This is a genomic window from Pantoea dispersa, assembly GCF_014155765.1.
GTDB lineage: Bacteria > Pseudomonadota > Gammaproteobacteria > Enterobacterales > Enterobacteriaceae > Pantoea > Pantoea dispersa.
Window position 1 is genome coordinate 234,468 of sequence record NZ_SCKT01000005.1, and the last position, 20,236, is coordinate 254,703.

General features: G+C 59.4%; 13 protein-coding genes. 6 read left to right on the top strand and 7 right to left on the bottom strand.

The genetic code is table 11. From position 1 onward, the window contains the following. Window positions 1-52 precede the first annotated feature (52 nt). The 3 genes from H7K56_RS15990 (at window position 53) to H7K56_RS16000 (ending at window position 6,058) form a co-directional block, all read left to right on the top strand. A complete protein-coding gene (locus H7K56_RS15990) occupies window positions 53-2,152 on the top strand; it encodes a putative bifunctional diguanylate cyclase/phosphodiesterase (RefSeq protein ID WP_150360414.1) in 2,100 nt (699 codons plus the stop codon). A gap of 162 nt (window positions 2,153-2,314) precedes the next feature. After that, complete coding sequence (locus tag H7K56_RS15995) at window positions 2,315-4,405, top strand: putative bifunctional diguanylate cyclase/phosphodiesterase (protein WP_150360415.1); 2,091 nt, start codon at window positions 2,315-2,317, stop codon at window positions 4,403-4,405. Between the two features lie 222 nt (window positions 4,406-4,627). Beyond that, a complete protein-coding gene (locus H7K56_RS16000; RefSeq protein WP_150360416.1) occupies window positions 4,628-6,058 on the top strand; it encodes an aminotransferase-like domain-containing protein in 1,431 nt (476 codons plus the stop codon). Window positions 6,059-6,070: 12 nt separating this feature from the next. Here H7K56_RS16000 and H7K56_RS16005 read toward each other — a convergent pair whose 3' ends face one another. The 4 genes from H7K56_RS16005 to pepA all read right to left on the bottom strand — a co-directional run bounded on the left by H7K56_RS16005 (window position 6,071) and on the right by pepA (window position 11,855). Further along, a complete protein-coding gene (locus H7K56_RS16005; RefSeq protein ID WP_370445700.1) occupies window positions 6,071-6,577 on the bottom strand; it encodes a GNAT family N-acetyltransferase in 507 nt (168 codons plus the stop codon). Window positions 6,578-6,640: 63 nt separating this feature from the next. After that, window positions 6,641-9,496: a valine--tRNA ligase gene (locus tag H7K56_RS16010; RefSeq protein ID WP_150360417.1), complete on the bottom strand. Its 2,856-nt coding sequence runs from the start codon at window positions 9,494-9,496 to the stop codon at window positions 6,641-6,643. Window positions 9,497-9,501: 5 nt separating this feature from the next. Continuing rightward, on the bottom strand, window positions 9,502-9,960 hold the full coding sequence (locus H7K56_RS16015; RefSeq protein ID WP_021506718.1) for a DNA polymerase III subunit chi: 459 nt from the start codon (window positions 9,958-9,960) through the stop codon (window positions 9,502-9,504). 383 nt (window positions 9,961-10,343) lie between these two features. After that, window positions 10,344-11,855, bottom strand: coding sequence for a leucyl aminopeptidase (gene pepA / locus H7K56_RS16020; protein ID WP_021506719.1), 1,512 nt, complete (start codon window positions 11,853-11,855; stop codon window positions 10,344-10,346). 267 nt (window positions 11,856-12,122) lie between these two features. On the opposite strand from pepA, the gene lptF reads away from it, so the two are divergent. Continuing rightward, window positions 12,123-13,223 carry an LPS export ABC transporter permease LptF gene (gene lptF / locus H7K56_RS16025; protein WP_031279533.1) on the top strand — a complete coding sequence of 367 codons (1,101 nt, stop codon included), beginning with the start codon at window positions 12,123-12,125 and terminating at the stop codon, window positions 13,221-13,223. Next, on the top strand, window positions 13,223-14,299 hold the full coding sequence (gene lptG / locus H7K56_RS16030; protein WP_021506721.1) for an LPS export ABC transporter permease LptG: 1,077 nt from the start codon (window positions 13,223-13,225) through the stop codon (window positions 14,297-14,299). The genes lptF and lptG overlap by 1 nt, the downstream gene beginning before the upstream one ends. 115 nt (window positions 14,300-14,414) lie before the next feature. On the opposite strand, the gene H7K56_RS16035 is transcribed toward lptG, so the two are convergent. The 3 genes from H7K56_RS16035 to H7K56_RS16045 form a co-directional block, all read right to left on the bottom strand. Beyond that, window positions 14,415-15,692, bottom strand: coding sequence for a DUF445 domain-containing protein (locus tag H7K56_RS16035; protein ID WP_150360418.1), 1,278 nt, complete (start codon window positions 15,690-15,692; stop codon window positions 14,415-14,417). A 23-nt stretch (window positions 15,693-15,715) separates the two neighbouring features. Further along, window positions 15,716-17,218, bottom strand: a complete 1,503-nt coding sequence (locus tag H7K56_RS16040) for a helicase HerA-like C-terminal domain-containing protein (RefSeq protein WP_058776585.1) — start codon at window positions 17,216-17,218, stop codon at window positions 15,716-15,718. 170 nt (window positions 17,219-17,388) lie between these two features. Next, the gene (locus H7K56_RS16045) at window positions 17,389-18,963 is read right to left on the bottom strand and encodes an ABC transporter substrate-binding protein (protein WP_375140417.1); all 1,575 of its coding nucleotides are present in this window, start codon (window positions 18,961-18,963) and stop codon (window positions 17,389-17,391) included. Window positions 18,964-19,488: 525 nt separating this feature from the next. On the opposite strand from H7K56_RS16045, the gene H7K56_RS16050 reads away from it, so the two are divergent. Further along, the gene (locus tag H7K56_RS16050; protein WP_031279537.1) at window positions 19,489-20,220 is read left to right on the top strand and encodes a gluconate 2-dehydrogenase subunit 3 family protein; all 732 of its coding nucleotides are present in this window, start codon (window positions 19,489-19,491) and stop codon (window positions 20,218-20,220) included. Window positions 20,221-20,236: the final 16 nt, after the last annotated feature.

Genomic DNA, 20,236 nt, shown 5'->3' on the forward strand with positions numbered 1-20,236 from the left:
TTAATTGACGATACCGCACCTGCGCCGCCGCGGGTTGAGTTGAGGAGCGCACATGTTGCTGGTTACCTGGGATAGCGTTCTGGTTGCCGTTTCGCTGATTGTGGCGTTTATCGCGGCGTTTACGGCGCTGGATACCGCCGGGCGCGTCGCCGTGTCGCGCGGCCTGCTGGCGAAGCTGTGGCTGGTGGCCGGCGGTACGGCGATGGGGATTGGCATCTGGGCGATGCACTTCATTGGCATGCTGGCGATGATGATGCCGATGACCATGCGCTATGACATTCCGCTCACCGCCTTCTCGCTGCTGCTGGCGATTCTCACCAGCATCTTCGCCTTTGCGCAGGGTCTGCAGGGCAGCCATCTGACGCGCCGCCGGCTGCTGCGAGGCACGGTGATCCTCGGCAGCGGCGTGGTTGCCATGCACTATCTCGGCATGCTGGCGCTGCTGATTGAACCCGCCATTCACTGGGATTTGCGCCTGGTGGCGTTGTCGGTACTGATTGCCTACGGCGCATCCGGTGCCGCGCTGTGGCTGGCATTCCATCTGCGCCATGGCGAGAGCCTGCTGCTGATGCGCGCCTGCGCGGCGCTGGCGATGGGGGTGGCGATTGCCGGCATGCACTACACCGGCATGGCGGCCGCGCAGTTCAGCGCACCGGGCAGCATGCAGCACCACGGCATGGGACAGGAGGGGCTGGCGGTGTGGGTAACCATCATCACGCTCACCATTCTCAGTCTGACGCTGCTGATCTCGATGCTGGACGCCCAGCTACGCGCGGCGCGTCTTGCCGCCCGGCTGCGGCGCGCCAACAGCGAGCTGCGCCAGCTGGCGCTGCACGATACTCTCACCGCACTGCCCAATCGCGTCATGCTGGACCAGCAGCTCAGCACGCAAATCAAACAGGCGACGCTGGATGACCAGCCCTTTGCCCTGATGTTTATGGATCTCGACGGCTTCAAAGCGGTGAACGATACCTGGGGGCATCACGTCGGCGATCGTTTACTGGTCGCAGTGGCGGAACGGCTGCGCACCCAGCTGGATGCGGACATTTTGCTGGCGCGCCTCGGCGGCGATGAGTTTGTCATGCTGTGTCCGCAGTACGCGGCAACCCAGGCTGAAGCGCTGGCGCAGCGGCTGGTGCACAGCATTGATGCACCGTTTGAGCTGGATCGCTACTCGCTGCGCGTCTCGCTCAGCATCGGCATTGTGATCTTCCCGCAGCATGGCCGCAGCCCGCAGGAGATGATGTTCAACGCTGACTCGGCCATGTACCACACCAAGCACAGCGGGCGTAACGGCTGGAGCCTGTTTGAGCCGGTGATGAGCGCGGTGGCACAGCATCAGCTGGCGCTGGCCAACGATTTATGGAACGCGCTGGAGTGCCAGGAGATGCGCCTGTTCTACCAGCCGAAGTTTCGCGCGGGCGGGACCATTCTGATGGGTTTTGAGGCATTACTGCGCTGGCAGCATCCGCGCCGCGGCTTGCTGATGCCGGATATGTTTCTGGCGCGCGCCGAGAAAACCGGCCAGATCGTGGCGCTCGGCAATTGGGTGATCAACGAAGCCTGCCGCCAGCTGCGGCAGTGGCTGGACGAGGGCAACCGTGACTGGAGCGTCTCGGTTAACCTGTCCGCACTGCAGTTTCATCAGCGCGATCTGATCGACACGCTGCGCCAGACGCTGCAGCGCTATCAGCTGCCGGAAGGCGCGCTGATGCTGGAAATCACGGAAAACATCGCCATGCGCGATCCGCAGTTCAGCCAGCAGCGCATCACCGAACTGCAGCGGCTTGGCGTCAAAGTGGCCATCGACAACTTCGGCATTGGCTACGCCAATCTGCTGCACCTCAAGCATCTTGAGGCCAGCGAGCTGAAAATTGATCGTGCCTTTATTAATAGCCTGCGTGCCGACAGCGAGGATGCAACCGTGGTAACCGCCATGCTGACGCTGGCGCAAAGCCTTAACCTGCGCATGGTAGCGGAGGGCGTGGAGACCGAAGAGCAGCAGCGCCTGCTGACCGGTCTCGGCTTTGACACGCTGCAGGGGTATCTGCTGGGCAAACCGACGCCGGCGGAGCGCATCGGCGAATTCACCGCGTCAACGCCGATTGCGCCGCACTTTCCTGATAACGTGCTGCCGCTCACCGGCGCCTGACCAGCAATTTTTGTTCTCCTTCACATCGGAAGCTTTCATCGTTCAGTGACTCATATCGGCAGCCGGTCTGCCGATAATTTCAATTATAAAACCAACATTTTCTTTTTCATTTCAACAACACCATAGCTGACTTAACACAGCTTTTTTATATGGGAAATCACTATGTTAGTGACTTCGTACGATGCGTTTACCGTTATCGTTTCGATACTGGTAGCGATGCTGGCCTCGTTTACCGCGCTGGATATGGCGGGGCGCGTCGCTTCCTCGACCGGCCGGGTGGCGCTGGTCTGGCTGCTGGGCGGCGGCTTCGCCATGGGCGTGGGCATCTGGGCCATGCACTTTATCGGCATGCTGTCGATGAGCCTGGATATGGTGATGAGCTACGATCCGCTGCTTACCGCCGCCTCAATGGTGGTGGCGATTCTTGCCTCCATCTTTGCCCTGTGGCTGGTGTGCTCGTCCGGCGACTTGCCGTGGCGACGGCTGCTGGGCGGCGCGCTGGTACTGGGTTCCGGCGTGGTGGCGATGCACTACACCGGCATGGCGGCGCTGATGTTTGAGCCGGGCATCAGCTGGAACTGGGGCTGGATTGCGGTTTCGGTGCTGATTGCGCTGGTGGCTTCCGGTGCCGCGCTGTGGCTGGCGTTCAACCTGCGCGAAGGGCATGGCCGCGTCACGCTACTGCGCGTCGGGGCGGCCGTGGTAATGGGCTGCGCCATTGCCGGCATGCACTATACCGGCATGGCGGCGGCGAACTTCCCGATGCACAGTCACGCCACCCATCACGGCGTGAACAGCGACTGGCTGGCGATGCTGGTCACAGTAGTGACGCTGGCGATCCTCGGCATTACGCTGCTGGTTTCGATGCTCGACGCGCGTATGCAGGCGCGCACTTCGATCCTCGCGCGCTCGCTGGCGGAGGCCAACCGCGAGCTGGCCCAGCTGGCGCTGCACGATAACCTGACGCGACTGCCGAACCGCATCCTGCTGGAGGATCGCCTCGAGCAGGCGATCAACAAGGCCAACCGCGAGCGCTCGCAGTTTGCGCTGATGTTTATGGATCTCGACGGCTTCAAAGCGGTCAACGATGCTTTTGGTCACCACGTCGGCGATAACCTGCTGATTGCGGTAACCGAACGCATGACCGACCAGATGAAAGGGCACTACACGCTGGCGCGACTGGGCGGTGACGAGTTTGTACTGCTGATTGAGATCGGCGATCCCAACGATGCCGCAGCGGTGGCGGATGCGCTGGTAAAAGCCGTGGATCGCCCGTTTAGCGTGTCACGCTACGAACTGATGGTGTCGCTGAGTATCGGCATCGCCGTTTATCCCGGTGACGGCAAGGACGAGCGCGAGCTGATGTTTAACGCCGACGCCGCGATGTATCACACCAAGAACAACGGCCGCAACGGCTACAACTTCTTCCAGCCGTCCATGAACACGCTGGCGCAGTCGCAGCTGCAGCTTAATAACGATCTGTGGCAGGCGCTGGATAGCAACGAGCTGCGTTTGTTCTATCAGCCTAAGTACTGCGCGCCGAGCGGGCCGATCATTGGCTTCGAAGCGCTGCTGCGCTGGCAGCACCCGACGCGCGGCCTGCTGACGCCGGACAAGTTTTTGCCGATTGCCGAGAAGACCGGCATGATCATTAATATCGGCAACTGGGTGATCAACGAAGCCTGCCGCCAGCTGCACATCTGGCATCAGCAGGGCCATCCGCACTGGTCGGTGGCGGTGAACCTCTCTGCCTTGCAGTTTGAGCAGTGCAACCTGGTCGACACCGTGACGCAGGCGCTGGAACAGCACCAGATCCCGGCGGAGCTGCTGACGCTGGAAGTCACCGAAACCACGGCGATGCGCGATCCGGAAGAGAGCGTGCGCATCCTCACCGAGCTGACCAGCATGGGGGTAAAAGCCTCGATTGATGACTTCGGCACCGGCTACTCAAGCCTGCTGTATCTCAAGCGCTTACCGGCCAGCGAGCTGAAAATCGACCGCGCCTTTGTTAACGAGCTGCAGGCGAAATCGGAAGACGCCACCATCGTCTCCGCCATCGTCGCGCTGGCGCAGTCGCTGGATCTCAAAGTGGTGGCCGAAGGCGTGGAAACCCAGGATCAGCAGGCGTTCCTCACCGGGCTCGGCTGCGACACTCTGCAGGGTTTCCTGCTGGGCAAACCGCTACCGCCAGAGCGCATCAGCGAGCTACCGGATTTTGTGAAGGACAAACCCGCGGCGCTGACGGCGGAGTAGGGGCATAGTGGCAGATCATTCCCCCTCTCCCGCATGCGGGAGAGGGCCGGGGTGAGGGCCAGACCGCACCCAACCCAACAAAAAACCGCAGTATCCACGACACCTTCGCTCAGCTTCCAGTCGTACGGTGCAACATCAGTCCTGAATGTCCCTGAGGACGCGATATCCTCTTCGAACCAATCCATGTAAACTGGCGCGCGACATTTCCGCAGCGGAGGCGCCATGGCCAAATACCAGCAGCTGGTAGATCAGCTACGTACGCAAATCGAAGCACGCATCTGGCCGCCGGGTGAAAAGCTGCCGTCGCTGCGCCAGCAGGCGGAGCAGAGCGGGTTGAGCCTGATGACTGTGATGCACGCTTACGAAGTGCTGGAGAGCCAGGGCTGGATTGTGTCGAAGCCGCAGTCGGGCTACTACGTGGCACCGCGCGCGGCGGAGAGCCGTCCGCGTTTGCCAACCCAGGCAATCGCTAAAACCGATCAGGCCGATACCAACAGCTTCGTGTTTGATGTGCTGCAGGCGACGCGCGATCCGGCCATCATGCCGTTTGGTTCTGCCTTTCCCGATCCGGAACTGTTTCCCCAGCGCCAGCTGATGCGCTCGCTGGTGAAGGTCTCGCACAATCTTAAACCCACCGATGCCCTGAATAATCTGCCGCCCGGTAATGAAGCGCTGCGAAAAATCCTCGCCCAGCGTTATGCGCAGCAGGGCATTACGCTGTCGCCGGATGACATCGTCATTACCAACGGTGCGATGGAAGCACTGAACCTCAGCCTGCAGGCGGTGACCGAACCGGGCGACTGGGTGGTGATTGAGAACCCTTCCTTCTATGGCGCGTTGCAGGCGATTGAACGGCTTAAGCTGAACGCGATTGCTATCGCCAGCGATGTGGAGCAGGGCATCGATCTGGATGAGCTGGAGCAGGCGCTGCAGCGCTGGCCGGTGAAAGCCTGCTGGCTGATGACCAACCGGCAGAATCCGCTCGGCTTTACGCTCAGCGCCGAGCGCAAACAGCAGCTGGTGGCACTGCTGACGCGTTATCGGGTGGCGATGATAGAGGATGATGTTTATAGCGACCTGTATCACGGCCACGATAAGCCATTGCCGGCCAGAGCGTTCGACCGCGAGGGTTACGTGCTGCACTGCGGCAGCTTTTCGAAAAATCTGGTGGCGGGATTTCGCGTGGGCTGGGTCGCGGCGGGGCGCTATGCGCAGCGCGTGCAGCGCATTCAGATGATGAGTACGCTCTCGACCAGCGCGCCGATGCAGCTGGCGCTGGCGGATTTTCTCAGTACCCGCAGTTATGACACGCATTTGAAAAAGCTAAGACAGACGCTGGCGAAGCGCAAACAGCTGGCACAGCAGGCGCTGCGCCGCGTGCTGCCCGCCGAGGCGCACATCAGCGATACGCCCGGTGGCTACTTTTTGTGGATTACCTTGCCGGAGCAGATCAACGCCACGCAGCTGTATCATCTGGCGCTGCAGCAGGGCATCAGTATTGCGCCGGGCCAGCTGTTTTCCAGCAGCGAGAGTTTTAGCCACTGCTTCCGCTTCAACACCGCCTGGCCGTGGGATGCACGCGCTGAGGCGGCGGTGGAGACGCTGGGGACGTTGATTGGTCAGCTGGCGCAGAGTGTTGCGGTAAAGAAGTGAGTGGTTTTTCCCTCACAACACCCGCAGCATTCTCACTTCGCAATCCACGTGGCCGGTACAGCCCATCGCGTCCGCAATCTGTTCAAAGCCCAGCGACTGGTAGAGTTTAATGGCGCGCGTCAGGCTGCCGGTGGTCTCCAGGTAGCAGCGCCGGAACCCGCGCTGGCGGGCAAAATCCATTGCGCGCAGCGCCAGTTCGCGCGCTAAACCCAGCCCGCGCACCGACGGCAGGAAATACATCTTCTGCAACTCACAGATATCCGGTGCGCTGCAGGCGAGCGGTGCCACGCCGCCGCCGCCGACCACCTGACCTTCATGCTCCACGATCCAATAGGCGCTGTCCGCCGCACTGTACAGCTCAAACAACCGATCGAGCTGCGGGTCGGACACGGTATAACCTTTATCCGCCGTCAGGCCAAACTCGGCGGAGACATCGCGGATCACCTGCGCAATCCGCGGATTATCGGCGGCGATAATCGGGCGCACCTGCAGGTTAAGTGGCGTGGCGGTGGTCATCATAATCTTCCGATAGAAAAAAGCCGGGCAGTGCCCGGCTTCGATTAAGCGTCAGGACTGAAGCGCTTACAATGCCGCAATCACGCCCTGCTGTTCAATCAGTTTTGCTTTTGATTGCTCCAGCTCGGCTACGCGCTCGCGCTCTTTCGCCACCACCGCTTCCGGTGCGCGCGATACAAAGCCTTCGTTAGCCAGTTTGGTCTGAATCTTCTCGATCTCAACATCCAGCTTCACCAGCTCTTTCGCCAGACGCTCCAGCTCGGCTTCCTTGTTGACCAGGTCTGCCATCGGGATCAGCAGCTCTGCGCCATCAACAATCTTGGTCACCGAGACCGGACCTTTCTCGCCGGCTGGCAGAATGGTCAGGCTCTCCAGACGCGCCAGGCGCGACAGGAAGTTGCGGTTCTCTTCAACACGACGCTGCGCCGCCGGCGAGCAGTCGCGCAGCAGCACGTCGAGCGGCTTGCTCGGCGCGATGTTCATTTCGGCACGGATATTACGCACCGCCACAATCGCCTGCTTCATCCACTCGATATCGGCCTTCGCTTCCGCGTCTTCCTTCGCCGCGTCATACTGCGGGAACGGCTGCAGCATGATGGTATCGTGGTCGATGTTCTTCAGCACTTTCACGCGCTGCCAGATGGTCTCGGTAATGAACGGGATGATCGGATGCGCCAGGCGCAGCAACGCTTCCAGCACCGTCACCAGCGTGTTGCGCGTGCCGCGCAGCTCCGCTTCGCTGCCGCTGTTCATCACCGGCTTGGTCAGCTCCAGATACCAGTCACAGAACTGGTTCCAGGTGAAGTCGTACAGAATGTTGGCAGCGATATCAAAGCGATAGCTATCCAGCGCTTCACGGTACGCTTTCACGGTGCTGTTGAATTCCGTCAGGATCCAGCGATCCGCCAGTGACAGCTTCAGCTCGCCGCCGTTCTGGCCGCAATCCTGATCTTCGGTGTTCATCAGCACGAAGCGGCTGGCGTTCCACAGCTTGTTACAGAAGTTGCGGTAGCCTTCCAGGCGCTTCATATCCCAGTTGATGTCACGACCGGTGGACGCCAGCGCGGCGAGGGTGAAGCGCAGCGCATCGGTGCCGGAAGGCACGATACCGTCCGGGAACTGCTTCTCGGTGCGTTTGCGAATCTTCTCAGCCAGCTGCGGCTGCATCATGTTGCCGGTGCGTTTCTCCAGCAGATCTTCCAGCGAAATGCCGTCTACCATATCCAGCGGATCGATGACGTTGCCTTTCGACTTGGACATCTTCTGGCCTTCTTCATCGCGGATTAAACCAGTCATGTAAACGGTTTTAAACGGTACCTGTGGCTTGCCGTTTTCATCTTTGATGAAGTGCATGGTCAGCATGATCATGCGCGCAATCCAGAAGAAGATGATGTCGAAGCCGCTCACCAGCACGCTGGTAGGATGGAAGGTGCGCAGCGCTTCGGTATTCTCCGGCCAGCCCAGCGTAGAGAATGTCCACAGGCCGGAAGAGAACCAGGTATCAAGCACGTCGTCATCCTGGCGCAGCGTCACGTCGGCGGCCAGATTATTTTCCTGACGCACTTCTTCTTCGCTGCGGCCAACATAGACGTTACCGTTGTTGTCGTACCAGGCCGGAATGCGGTGGCCCCACCACAGCTGACGCGAGATGCACCAGTCCTGGATGTCGCGCATCCATGAGAAGTACATGTTTTCATACTGCTTCGGCACAAACTGGATATCGCCGTTTTCTACCGCTTCCACCGCGACTTTCGCCAGCGGGGCCGTGCGTACGTACCACTGATCGGTCAGCATCGGCTCGATCACCACGCCGCCGCGGTCGCCGTAGGGCACCGTCAGATCGTGTGGTTTGATTTCGTCGAGCAGGCCGAGCTCGTCAACGGCGGCGACAATCGCTTTACGCGCGGCGAAACGCTCCATCTTCTGGAACTGCGGCGGAATTTCATCGGAACAGGCATCGCTGACTTCACCGTTGGTGTCGAACACTTCCGCACGCTCGCGGATGTCGCCATCAAAGGTCAGGATGTTGATCATCGGCAGCTTGTGACGACGGCCCACTTCGTAGTCGTTGAAGTCGTGCGCCGGGGTGATCTTCACGCAGCCGGTGCCTTTCTCCATATCGGCGTGTTCGTCGCCGACGATCGGAATACGACGGTTCACCAGCGGCAGGATCACCTCTTTGCCGATCAGATCTTTATAACGTGGATCTTCCGGGTTGACCGCCACGCCGGTATCGCCCAGCAGGGTTTCCGGACGGGTGGTGGCCACCACCAGATAATCTTTGTCTTCGGCAGTTTTCACGCCGTCCGCCAGCGGATAGCGAATGTGCCACATTGAGCCTTTGCTCTCGCGGTTTTCCACTTCGAGGTCAGAGATCGCCGTGCGCAGTTTCGGGTCCCAGTTCACCAGGCGCTTGCCACGGTAAATCAGGTTTTCTTTGTACAGACGGACGAAGACTTCTTTCACCGCGTTGGACAGGCCTTCATCCATGGTGAAGCGCTCGCGCTCCCAGTCAACCGAGTTGCCGAGGCGACGCATCTGGCGGGTGATGGTGCCGCCGGATTCAGCCTTCCACTGCCAGATTTTTTCGATAAAGGCGTCACGACCGTAATCCTGACGCGTTTTGCCCTCTTCAGCGGCGATCTTGCGCTCAACCACCATCTGCGTGGCGATACCGGCGTGGTCCGTACCTGCCTGCCACAGGGTGTTTTTACCCTGCATGCGCTGGTAGCGGATCATGGTATCCATGATGGTTTGCTGGAAGGCGTGACCCATATGCAAGCTACCGGTGACGTTCGGCGGCGGGATCATGATGCAAAAGCTTTCCTGGCTGGTATCGCCATTCGGTTTGAAGTAGCCCTGCTGTTCCCAGTGCTCGTAGAGCGGCTGCTCGATATCTTGCGGGTTATATGTCTTTTCCATATCTGCTATGTCGTTTGCGGCGGGGGTGGCGTCGCCGTATTCAATTGGAAACCAACGCTGCGATACGCTTTATAGCGGTCGCGCGCCAGTTGTTTCAGGGATTCTTCATAAGGTACGAAGTCTATCACTTCATGGAAACCGGTAGCAAAATCTGCGAACTGCGGCAGCAGGCTGATCAGCAGATCGCGCGGCGCACTGCCGCGTCGCTGCGGCCAGGCCAGCTCAACCGGCGCGCCGTAGCGCGGGCCTTCGCCGGCCAGGTTGTGCGGCACAAAGGCGTTGGCCGGACGCTGCCACAGTGCTTCATCCAGCCGATTGGCCTGCTGTTCATCTTCGCAGGCAATCAGGATGCGCTTACCGTCTCGCCAGCGGCTGGCGGCCAAATCGCACACCAGCGCTTCGATGGCGCTTAAGCCGTCGCTGGCGCTTTCAGACTCCATGACGAAGAAGGTGGCGTTTTTCATGGCAGGTTATTTCCATCAATGACAGTGGGGCGCATTGTGCGACAGTAAGATTGCGGCGTCCAATAATAAGGTCGCCGTGAACGGCGACCCTGTAAACCGTGCGGCGGATAATCAGGTCGCCATGAATGGCGACCCTACACCGTAGGGTGCGCATTCATGCGCACCGTTTCAATGGCCGCACGGTGTCAAACGCATTCATGCGCACCGTATCAATGGCCGCAGGGTGTCAAACGCATTCATGCGCACCGTATCAATGGCCGCACGGTATTTAACGTATTATACGCACCATCACACCCGTAGGGTGCGCATTCATGCGCACCGTTCCAATGGCCGCACGCTTTCAAACGCATTCATGCGCACCGTTGCAGCATTCGCCCCGGCTCTTAATCGTCGCCGTTCAGGCCAGCGCGGTTCAGCAGGAACTGCGACAGCAGCGGCACCGGACGGCCGGTCGCGCCTTTGGCTTTGCCGGAGCGCCAGGCGGTGCCGGCGATATCCAGGTGCGCCCAGTTAAACTTGCGCGCGAAGCGTGCCAGGAAGCAGGCGGCGGTAATCGCGCCGCCCGGACGGCCACCGATGTTGGCCATATCGGCAAAGTTGGACTCCAGCTGCTCCTGATACTCGTCGGCCATCGGCAGACGCCACGCGCGGTCGCCCGACTGCTCTGATGCGCTGATCAGCTCGTGCGCCAGCGGATTGTGGTTCGACATCAACCCGCTGACGTGATGGCCCAGCGCGATCACGCAGGCGCCGGTCAGGGTAGCGACGTCAATCACCACTTCCGGATCGAAGCGCTCAACGTAGGTCAGCGCATCGCACAGCACCAGGCGGCCCTCGGCGTCGGTATTCAGCACTTCAACCGTCTGGCCGGACATGGTGGTCAGCACGTCGCCCGGACGCATCGCACGCCCGTCCGGCATGTTCTCACAGCCCACCAGCACGCCGACCACGTTCAGCGGCAGATTCAGCTCCGCCACCATGCGCATCACGCCGTACACCGACGCCGCGCCGCACATGTCATATTTCATCTCATCCATCGCCTCGGCAGGCTTGATGGAGATGCCGCCGGAGTCAAAGGTCAGCCCTTTACCTACCAGCACGATAGGGCGCGCATCGGCGTCGCTGCTGCCTTTGTACTCAATCACCGACATCAGCGACTCATTGTGCGAACCGGCACCGACCGCCAGATAGGCGTTCATGCCCAGCTCTTTCATCTGCTGTTCGCCAATCACGCGGGTGGTAACGTTTTTGCTGTACGCATCGGCCAGCTGACGTGCCTGCGATGCCAGATACGCGGCGTTACAAATATTCGGCGGCATATTGCTCAGGTCTTTCGCCGCTTTGACGCCGGCGGCAACGGCCAGACCGTGCTGAATAGCGCGCTCACCGCTGGTCAGCTCACGACGGGTCGGCACGTTGAACACCAGCTTGCGCAGCGGACGGCGCGGCTCAACTTTGTTGCTTTTCAGCTGGTCGAAGTTGTACAGCGCCTCTTTAGAGGTTTCTACCGCCTGGCGCACTTTCCAGTAGGTATTGCGCCCTTTAACGTGCAGTTCGGTCAGGAAGCACACCGCTTCCATTGAACCGGTGTCGTTCAGGGTATTGATGGTTTTCTGAATCACCTGTTTGTACTGGCGCTCATCCAGCTCGCGCTCTTTACCACAGCCGATCAGCAGGATACGTTCGGACAGGATATTTGGCACATGGTGCAGCAGCAGCGTCTGGCCCACTTTGCCCTCCAGCTCACCGCGGCGCAGCAGCGCGCTGATGTAGCCATCGCTGATCTTATCCAGCTGCTCGGCAATCGGTGACAGACGACGCGGTTCGAAAACGCCAACCACAATGCAGGCGCTGCGCTGTTTTTCCGGGCTACCGCTTTTTACACTGAACTCCATGCACTCTCCTGAATCTTAAAGACAACGGCCTTAGCTGTCGTTAGAATGTAGCGCGTTCGTAACCCATTAATTTGTTGCGACGCCATGACAATTTAACGCCGGCGGCCATAATGAGTGGGGTGACAATGTGTTGTTTTTTCACCACCCTAACGCGTTCGTCATACTATTTTAGCTACCATGACGGCCATTGATGAAGAAAAATGGCTGATAAGCGTTGAAACTAGCGATTTTCCTGCAAAAAGACAAGTTTTCACAGGCGTACTAAGCGTGATCATCATTAGATATCTGGTTCGGGAAACGCTCAAAAGCCAGCTGGCTATCCTGTTCATCCTGCTACTTATCTTCTTTTGCCAGAAGTTAGTCAGGATTTTGGGTGCGGCGGTGGATGGCGAAATCCCAACAAATCTGGTTCTGACATTGTTAGGACTTGGCGTGCCTGAAATGGCACAACTTATCCTGCCCCTAAGCTTGTTTCTGGCGATTTTAATGACCCTTGGGCGGCTGTACACCGAAAGTGAAATTACGGTGATGCACGCCTGCGGGCTGGGTAAAGGCGTCCTGATTAAAGCGGCGATGATCCTGATGCTGTTCACCTCGCTGGTGGCGGCGGTCAACGTGATCTGGCTTGGCCCGTGGTCCTCGCGTTATCAGGATGAAGTGACACAAAATGCCAAAGCCAACCCGGGCGCGGCAGCGCTGGCGGCGGGGCAGTTCCAGACCTCCAGCGACGGCAATACCGTGCTGTTCGTCGAAGACGTGAAAGGCAACAAGTTCGGCAGCGTATTCCTGGCGCAACTGCGGCCGAAGGGCAATGCACGGCCATCGGTGGTGCTGGCCGACAGCGGTCACATGGAGCAGCACAAAGATGGCTCGCAGACCGTGACGCTGGACAAAGGCACACGCTTTGAAGGCACGGCGCTGCTGCGTGACTTCCGTATTACCGACTTCGTCAATTATCAGGCGCTGGTGGGATACAAAGAGGCGGTGCTCGATCCTAACGATGCCGATCAGGCCGATATCAGCACGCTGATAAAAACCAAAACGCCGCAGTTCCAGGCGGAGCTGCACTGGCGTCTGACGCTGGTGTTCGCTGTGCTGGTGATGGCGCTGATGGTGGTGCCGCTCAGCGTGGTTAACCCGCGCCAGGGCCGCGTGCTGTCGATGTTGCCGGCAATGCTGCTCTACCTGATCTTCTTCCTGCTGCAGAGCTCACTGCGCTCCAACGCGGCGAAAGGCCGGTTTGATCCGGCGATCTGGATGTGGGTGGTCAACCTGGCGTATCTGGCGCTGGCGGTGGCGCTCAACGTATGGGATACCGTGCCGATGCGCCGTTTCCGCGCGCGCTTTAGCCGTGGAGGATCCGTGTGATGTTTAAGGTCCTTGACCGCTATATCGGCAAAACTATCTTCAACACCATCATGATGACGCTGTTCATGCTGGTGTCGCTGTCGGGCATCATTAAGTTCGTTGATCAGCTGCGTAAAACCGGGCAGGGCGCGTATACCGCGCTGGATGCCGGTTACTACACGCTGCTCAGCGTACCGAAAGATATCGAGATCTTCTTCCCGATGGCGGCGCTGCTGGGCGCGCTGCTGGGGCTGGGCACGCTGGCGCAGCGCAGCGAGCTGGTGGTGATGCAGGCCTCCGGCTTTACCCGTCTGCAGGTGGCGCTGGCGGTAATGAAAACCGCGATTCCGCTGGTGCTGCTGACCATGGCGGTGGGCGAATTTGTCGCCCCGCAGGGCGAGCAGATGGCGCGTAACTACCGGGCGCAGCAGCTGTACGGCGGCTCGCTGGTTTCGACGCAAAACGGCCTGTGGGCGAAAGACGGCAACGACTTTATCTACATTGAGCGCATTAAAGGCGACAACGAGATCGACGGCGTCAGTATCTATCGCTTTACCGACCAGCGGCGTCTGCTGAGCGTGCGCTATGCCGCCACCGCGGTCTGGAATAAAGATCGCAAACTGTGGGAGCTGTCGCAGGTGGATGAGTCGGACCTGAAAGATCCGAAGCAGATTACCGGTTCACAGAGCCTGAGCGGCGAATGGAAAACCAATCTGACGCCAGACAAGCTGGGCGTGGTGGCGCTGGACCCGGACGCGCTGTCGATCAGCGGTCTGTATAACTACAGTAAATATCTCAAACAGAGCGGCCAGGAATCCGGGCGCTATCTGCTGAATATGTGGGGCAAAATCTTCCAGCCGCTGTCGGTGGCGGTGATGATGCTGATGGCGCTGTCGTTTATCTTTGGTCCGCTGAGAAGCGTATCGATGGGCGTGCGCGTGGTCACCGGCATCAGCTTTGGCTTCCTGTTCTACGTGCTGGATCAGATCTTCGGGCCACTGAGTCTGGTGTACGGTTTACCGCCGGTGCTGGGCGCGATTCTGCCAAGCGGCGCGTTCTTCGCCATCAGTTTGTACCTGTTGCTGAAACGGCGGTAGTGAGGGTTGCAGGGGCGCGATTCAGGACGCCCCTGTCATTCCCGCACCGTTACCGTAAGGTCGCCATTCATGGCGACCTTTTTTATACATGGCAACCAGGTCGATGCCCGCACCGTTAGCGCAACGTCTGCACCCAGCCCGGCAGCTGCGACAGCAAAAACAGTACCAGGCCAATGGTACCGCCCACCAGCGTGCCGTTGATGCGGATAAACTGCAAATCACGGCCAATGTTCAGCTCAATCTGTTGCGACATCTCGCGCGCATCCCAGCTCTTCACCGTATCGCTGATGTGACGGGTGAGAAACGCCGCAAACTCCGGCGCGACGCTGCGCGCAGCGTCTTCCAGATGCTGATTCATTGAGGTACGCAGTGCTTCATCGGCGGCCAGCGTTTCGCCCAGCCACAGCGCCGCCAGCCGCACCCGCTCCTGCACGCGCGAATCGTCACTGTTGAGGTCGCTCTTCAGCCAGCGGCGCAGGTCGTGCCACAGCTCGCCGATATAACGGTTAAACGACTCATCCTCTTTCAGCCAGTGTTTGATGCTCTCAGCCCGTTCGGCCATCTCCGGATCGCTTTTCAGTCGCTCTATCAGGCGCTGTACCGCACGGTTAAAACCGAGGCGAAATTCGTGGCCCTGGTCGCGCGCCACTTCATCGAGAATCGAATCCACCGCGTTGGCGACCAGCTCGGCGCTGTGTTCGCCCAGCCATTCGGTCGGCAGCACTTTGGCTTTGATCGGATGTTCGCGTTTCAGCCAGCGCACAATCTGCAGCGCGATAAATTCGCGCGTGCCGGGTTTGTGCAGCAGACGCAGCAGCTGTTGCACCGCAGCGTCCAGCAGTTCCTGATGACGATTGTTTTTGGTCAGGCTGTCCAGCAGCAGCGTGCTGGACTGGGTCAGATCGACCTTATCCAGTGCGCGATGCACCGCGCGGCGCAAAAAGCGCTGAATACGCTGATCGTCGGTGAGATCGAGGAAACCGCGCATCACCTGCAGCAGGTGGCGACCAATGCGATCGGCGTTGCCCGGCGTATTGAGCCACTGCGCCAGCAGCTGTGACGGATCGTGGCGGCGAATCAGTGCCAGCAGCGAATCGGTATCGAGAAACTTCTCCTGCACGAAGCGGCCAAGATTCTCGCCGATGCGATCTTTATTGCGTGGAATGATTGCCGTATGGCGCGAGATGAACGGCACCGGCACGCGACGAAACAGCGCCACCACCGCAAACCAGTCGGCCAGCGCGCCGACCATCGCCGCTTCGGCAATCGCCTTCAGCCCCAGCACCCAGAACGTGGGCGGCAGAAACAGCGTCACGACAAAGGTCGCGGCGGCAATCAGCAGCAGCGACAGGGCCAGACGCTTGCTCCGTTTTAATTGTTGATATTTATCCATACCACGATCATAGCAGAGGGCGATTAACGGCGGCGTCCACCGAGCAGACTGCCCAGCACGCCGCGGATGATCTGATTGGTCACCTGGCGCGCCGCGCTTTTCGCCACGCTCTGTACCACGCCGTCGCGCTTGCCGCCGCGCGGCCCGGTGCTGCCGAACAGAATCTCTTTCAGTCCACCCAGAATGCCGTCATCCACCGCCACGCTATTGCCTTTGCTGGGCGGCGCATCGGCCTGCTGCGGCGCGGCCTGTACGCCCTGCTGCAACATTTCGAACGCCGATTCGCGATCGACGGCACTGTCGTATTTGCCGTACAGCGGCGAATGGTTGATCAGGCTGTTGCGTTCATCAGGAGTGGCCGGCCCCATGCGCGAGCCCGGCGCGATCACCATGGCACGCTGCACCATCGACGGACTGCCTTTCTCATCGAGGAAGGAGATTAGCGCCTCGCCGGTGCCCAGCGCCTGAATCGCCTCCACAGTATTAAACGCCGGGTTGGCGCGCATCGTTTCGGCGGCGCTTTTCACCGCTTTCTGGTCTTTCGGCGTGAAGGCACGCAGCGCATGCTGCACGCGGTTACCCAACTGACCGAGCACATTATCCGGAATGTCCGCCGGATTCTGCGTGACAAAGTACACGCCAACGCCTTTCGAGCGAATCAGGCGAATTACCTGTTCCACTTTCTCCAGCAGCACCGGCGGCGCGTCGTTAAACAGCAGATGTGCTTCGTCAAAGAAGAACACCATCTTTGGTTTGTCCAGATCGCCGGCTTCCGGCAGCTGTTCATACAGTTCCGCCAGCAGCCACAGCAGGCTGGTGGCGTAGAGTTTCGGCTGCTGATAAAGCTTTTCCGCTGCCAGGATATTGATGAAGCCTTTGCCGTCAGCGTCGCAGCGCATCCAGTCACGGATATCCAGCATCGGTTCACCAAAGAAGTGTTCGGCACCTTGCTGCTCCAGCGCCAGCAGGCCGCGCTGAATGGCGCCCACCGAGGCGCTGCTGATATTGCCGTACTGCGTCTGAAACGCTTTGGCGTTATCACCGATGTATTGCGTCATGGCGCGCAAATCTTTGAAATCCAGCAGCAGCAGGCCCTGATCGTCGGCGATACGGAAGATAATTTGCAGCACGCCGGACTGCACCTCATTGAGGCTGAGCAGTCGCGCCAGCAGCAGCGGGCCGAGATCGGACACCGTTGCGCGCACCGGATGGCCCTGCTGGCCGAAGATATCCCACAGCATCACCGGATTTTTCTGCGCCTGCCAGTCTGTGACACCAATCTTCGCCAGCCGCGCCAGCAGCTTTTCCGAGCCGTCGCCCGCGGCCGCAATGCCGGAAAGATCGCCTTTGACATCGGCCATAAACACCGGCACGCCGATGGCGGAGAAGGATTCAGCCAGCTTTTGCAGCGTCACGGTTTTACCGGTGCCGGTCGCGCCGGTTATCAGTCCGTGACGGTTAGCCATGGCGGGCAGCAGATGCAGTTGAAGGTCAGGCGTCTGGGCGATCAGCAGTGGGGTAGTCATGATGTTTGCGCTCTCCGGCATTGCGTAATGACTCAAAGAATAGCAAGCGGTGCGCGGGAGAGAGAGGGATATTTGGGTGAAAAATAAGGGGAGTTCCGGTTGCTGCCCGCGCGATCGGCCCTTCTCCCGCGGGCGGGAGAAGGCTGGAATGAGGGGCAGCGCGTACCGACCTACCTCTTCTCTACCGCATCGAAAAACAGCAGGCTCACGCCGATGCCCTGCTGCACGTGGCTGACGTTATTGCGCACCGCCACCTGCTGCGCGCCCTGTAGCATCACCACGAATGGAGAATCCTGCTGTACGCGCTGTTGCAGTGCGGTATACAGCGCGCGGCGCTGGCTGGCGTCGCTCTCACCGGCTGCGGTGCGCGTCTGCGCGCTCAGTTCGGGAATCTCCCAGCCGACGCGCCATGCAAGCGTTTTAGAACCGCCCGGCACGTTATAGGCAAAGGCGCTGGCGTTGGTATTCGGATCCACATAGTCCGCACCCCAGTAAATAAAGATCGACTGGAAATCACGGCCGCGCATTTTGCCCCACAGTTCCGATTCCGCCACCGGCTGCAGCTCAATCTGCACGTCGGCTTTGGCAAAGCTGGCCTGCAGCGCCTGCGCCACGTCGATGTACGGCGGCTGGTTGATCACCGTCAGCGAGAACTTGCTGCCGGGCCTGATACCGCCCTGCGCCAGAATCGCTTTGGCTTTGGCTACATCGTAATGGAACGGCTGATTCTCCAGCGCGCCATCAAAGCCTTGCGGCAGGAAGCTCTGGTGAATACGGTACTGGCCTTTCAGCAGATCGCGTGAAATGGCGTTGTAATCCACCAGCCAGCGCGCCGCCTGCCACAGCGCCGGGTTACCCAGCGCCGGCTGCGCTTTGTTTTGCGTATTAAACGCCAGGTAATAGACCAGGCTCGACGGGAATGCCTCGATGCGCAACTGCTTGTCGTTTTTCAGCGCATCGATCTGGTCCGGGCCCAGCTGGTACGCCACATCGACATCGCCCTGCTGAATCAGCAGGCGGCGTGCACCGGCATCGGCGACGCCTTTCAGCAGGATGCGTTTCAGCTGCGGCTGCGGGCTGGCGTGCGGATTTGCGCTCAGCACCAGCGCCTGCTGCGGCACATATTGCTGGATGCTGAATGCGCCGCTGCCCGCGGAGTGAGTGTGCAGCCAGCCGTTGCCGCTGTCGTTGGCGGTGATGTGCTGCTGCACGGTTTTGCTGTCCACCACCGAGGCCACCGGCGCGGTCAGCAGGCGCAGCGCCAGATCCTGACCAATCTGCGCTGGCCACTGAATCTCCAGCTGATGATCGTTCACAACCCGCAGCTGGCTGGCGATGTTGTCCGCCGTCCAGCCAAACTCAGCGAGAATAAACGACGGGGCTTTGTTGAGCTGCACCGCGCGCGTCAGCGAAAACACCACGTCCTGCGCGGTCACCGGGTTACCGCTAACGAAATGCGCATCCGGTTTCAGATTGAACACCAGGCTGTGCGGTGTGCTGCCGGGCTGCCATGAGGTGGCGAGCAGCGGCGCGAGTTTTTGTGGCGCATCGCGATCGGCCTCTACCAGCGTCTGATAAATGTTGCGCTGCACGCTGTTACTGACGGTCTCAAAACTTTCTGCCGGGTCGAAGCTGATAATGCCGTCGAGCGGCACGGCCACCACCAGCGTGTCTTTTGGCGTGGCGGCCTGCAGGGCAAAGGCGCTGCTGAATAAGGTGAAGAACAATAAGAGTGCTCGCATCATGATTATCCTGAGTAATTGATGCGACGACTTTATCGCTGTCGCGCTGCTGGCTAAATGCCGGTTTGTTCTGAGCTGTGCCGGAAATAACAATTAATACCGGCAATTAACTAATCGGTTATTTTGTGCGCGCGCTGCCATATTCAGGAAATAAACCGCTCAGACGTTGCGCATTGAGCCAATAAGCGGTTATTGATCAGAATAAGCTCTGGTATGGAAGTATGATTTTTTCTGATTAATTAAGCTGAGCGACTATTTCTCACGCCGATTTGTTTCAGTCATTTGCCCAGTCTCTGGCGCTAATCTCCTGGCATTTGTACGGTTAAAAGCGCAATTCCCGCTGCGAAAGCGCGTCCACAGCGCCTGGCGACTTTTCGTCAGGTTGATGGTTTCTCATCAAAACACATTTCTAATTTAATGCTTACATCCTGAAATATCTGTATCCATAAGATTGCCAGCTTGTTTGCCGATTTATAAATCTATTAACAAAAATAATTCCCTTTCTTAGCAAGTGAGAGTCGTCGCGCCATGCTTTTAGAAAAACCGACCACCAGACGTAAGTTTTTACTTGGGTCGTTGCTGGCTTTGCCATTAAGCGACCTGGTTTTAAAAGGACTGACTGCAGCCCAGGCTGCGGAAATGGCAGCACCGGACCTTGCCGACTATAAACCGATCTTTTTTAGCGCTGAGGAGTGGCAATTTATTCTGGCCGCGACCGATCGCCTGATCCCTGCCGGTGGCAACGGCAAAGCGCCGGGTGCGCTGGAAACCAATGTGCCGATCTTCATTGACCAGCAGCTGCACAGCCCGGAGTTCGGCGCAGAGATCTACCTGCAGGGGCCGTTTGACGTGCACGCGCCCGCCACCATGGGCTATCAGATCCCGTTCACGCCGCAGCAGATGTATCGCACCGGCATCAAACTGGTGGAGCAGTGGACGCAGAGCACCTACCACAAAGCGTTCTCGCAGCTGACGCTGGCAGAGAAAGACGCGGTGCTGACCAAAGTGAATAAAAACGACGGTATCGACTTCGCCGCGCTGGGCGAACCGAACCTGAAAGCCTCGCAGTTCTTCAGCCAGCTGCTTTCCGATACCAAACACGGCTACCTCGCTGACCCGATGTACGGCGGCAACAAAGGCATGAAAGCCTGGATCGCCATCGGCTTCCCGGGGGCACGCGCCAGCTTCACCGAGTGGGTGAAGCAGCATAACGTGCCGTATCCGCTCGGACCGGTCAGCCTGATGGGCGAACGCGCCTGAATCCCCGTATTTGGTA